Origin of the sequence: Vibrio genomosp. F10 str. ZF-129 (assembly GCF_000287055.2) — a bacterium.
Classification (GTDB): domain Bacteria; phylum Pseudomonadota; class Gammaproteobacteria; order Enterobacterales; family Vibrionaceae; genus Vibrio.
The window spans coordinates 1-2,743 of record NZ_AJYQ02000074.1 but is presented as its reverse complement, the minus strand read 5'-3'; the positions used below and the strand labels follow the sequence as shown (position 1 = coordinate 2,743).

Below are 2,743 nucleotides of genomic sequence, written 5' to 3'. Positions count from 1 at the left end.
AGTGGCAGCGCCACTTAGTAAGGCGTTAGCACTACACAATAATTCATCTCATGGAGGAATGATGTCAGAAGTAATCAAGTATACACCAGCCGGTATTCTGGCTTCTCGGTGGTCACGTTTTTGGGCTGCTTTCATTGATATACTAATTGCCATCGCATTTTTAGTTCCTGTTCTTTTCTATACAGATTTTGGCGATAGAATTATTTCTACCGACATAATCTACCCAAGTGAAGCATTTGCGTTATTGATTTACTCTTGGTCAGCTTACCTTTTGTGTCACGGATATTTGCTTCATAAACGCGGACAAACAATAGGTAAATATGTTTTTGACATCGCAGTCGTTGATTTGCAGGGAAACAAATTAGGATTACCTAAACTTTTTGTTAAACGCTCAATTCCCATGGCGGTTTTATCTTACGTACCGTTAATCGGTGGCTTTATCCCGTTGGTTAATGTTCTGTTTATTTTCCGCAAAGATAAGCGTTGTCTACATGATTTAATAGCATCTACACAAGTCATAAGTGTTGAGGTTGGGAAAGAGATAGACTTTAGTACCATTGAGTAAGTAGTGCTAACAAGGCACTAAACCCGACACTGTAACGCTTGGCACTTTTGCTTCGCAAAATTATATGCCAAGGTCTAGTGCGGGTTAGTTTGGCGTTAGGCTTTTGGTGATGATTAAATGCAATATAGATGTGATACAGAGTTTTTGGAACGGCGGACAAAAATACTAAAGAGGCTTAACTATGGTTTTCTTATTCCTAGTCTAATAGCTTTATATTTCAAACCTTCAATATTTATAGTAAACGACTCTCTGACTGTAGGCGTGGCCATTTGGGCAGTAACAATGTGTGTCTTGAGGTTCACGGAACGTCACTATGGGGATGCTTTATGCAACCATGCAAGTGACATGGTTACTGTAAACAATAGTGGATTAGAGTTTTGTCATCAGGACTCTGGCTATAACTTTAAGCGAAATAACGAAGAGATTGTATCGGTCGAGTATTCTAGTTTTCTTGGTACGCCAAAGATAAAACTTCGATTTATCAATAATGAGTTCTACGATCTTGTTTGGTTCAAGGACTCCAAATCCCTTTATACCGAGCTAAAACATAAAGAGGACTTGGTGCAAAAAGCCTAACAAATTACTAAAGTGGACTGTTAGAAGCTCGGCACTCTCGGCTCTAAGTCTGGTATGCTCGGTAAATTTAGTGGTAACAGCCACTTAGTAAGGCGTTAGCCATCGGAAGGAAGAATATGCATCAAAGAGTGCTAGTCAAGAAAGCATCAAAATTCAAAGTGATCTTAAATAATGGATTCTTCCTGTCACTCTATGCAGTGTGCGTTACTTGGGCGGCAAACTTACTCGTAGATGGAAAGTTCGCTTATGGTTATGTGGTTCTTTCATTGCTTTGTTTAGCTGTCGCGTCTTTTCTGTGTTACGAGAATGTCCGTCGAGTTACATGCTCAGACTACGAACTAAACGATCTAGGAATTAAATCTGGTCAAGTTAAAAACAAAGAATATGGTGACATCGTTCCTTGGAGTTATATTAAGACGATCGAAATAAAAAAATACAATCGCTCAAATAGGTACTACATAGAAATCACGCTTAATAAACCATTAAAAATGAGGTTCATGTTCGGTTTTGCATATGAATCAGATTTTATTTTCAGTACAGTAGCACAGCAACAATCGACACATTACTTATATGAAGAGCTTTTATTATTCAAACAGCAAGTTGAGACATCAAATGGCTAACAAATTGTTCAACTGGATTCCAAAACGCTCGGCATTTTCGTAATGGCTAGTTGTTGTGATTAAGGTGGTCAAACAGGGTTTAGTGGCAACGTTTTGTCACTAGTTAACAAGGCGTTATAACTTTTTGCCCAGCTCAATATTTAAAAAAAATCGTAACATCGTGATTAATAAATTAGGGATGATTTATATGTTTTACACGTTTGAAAGTGCTCTTTACTTTGTATTGAAATGTCTGTTTGTCTTGATTGTCATAGCTGCATTATTTACCAATCCGTTGGCAGGTTTGTTCCTAATTATTGCGTCTATTATTTTCTACTACAAATTGAGCTACCACACTCATAAATATAACTTTTTCAAAAATAACGCGATGAAATCTACGAATTCTTCATTGCCCAGTACGGTAAATAGGATTGCTAGCACATCAACTGATGGTTCAGAGTATAAGATTGTGATCAGCGGCTCTAAAAAGATAGAGGGCATGTTAACCAAGAAGGGAGCGACTGGCAAAGGCTTACACGAGAAAGTGTCATCAATTGAAAGCTATACTCCCGCGTCTCTCGTAAAAGACATACGTAGTGTCGCAACGATCAGAAATAAGCTCGTACATGAAGAGGACTTTTCCTTGAGTGACACTGAGCTAATCAGGTTCAAAACTGATATAGAATACATTTGTGGTGAAATAGATAGTATTAATGATAAGGAGTCATACCATTTTCAGGTGTTATCTTGCTGCTCATGCCAAAACACTGGGGTGCCGCTAATCGTTAGTAAATCTACAGCTCCATTGAAAGCTATTTGTGAGAACTGTGGTACAACAATAAAGTCATTGTCATAATTAAAAAGTTATAACAAGGCGCTCAACCCGACACTTCACGCTTGGCATTTTTGCTTCGCAAAAGTATATACCAAGGTTTCGTGCGGGTTAGCTTGGCGTTATGACTCGCTGTGATTCTTGGGCTATGTAGTTCTGAAATCAGCCACT

General features: G+C 38.3%; 3 protein-coding genes. All 3 read left to right on the top strand.

Annotated features, from left to right (window positions below; translation table 11 throughout):
* Positions 1-565 (top strand): RDD family protein (locus A1QO_RS07380; RefSeq protein ID WP_241790428.1); only part of this gene is annotated, 565 nt, incomplete at its 5' end.
* A gap of 345 nt (positions 566-910) precedes the next feature.
* On the top strand, positions 911-1,141 hold the full coding sequence (locus A1QO_RS20605; protein WP_241790426.1) for a hypothetical protein: 231 nt from the start codon (positions 911-913) through the stop codon (positions 1,139-1,141).
* Positions 1,142-1,257: 116 nt separating this feature from the next.
* Positions 1,258-1,761 carry a hypothetical protein gene (locus A1QO_RS07370; protein WP_017040765.1) on the top strand — a complete coding sequence of 168 codons (504 nt, stop codon included), beginning with the start codon at positions 1,258-1,260 and terminating at the stop codon, positions 1,759-1,761.
* Positions 1,762-2,743: the final 982 nt, after the last annotated feature.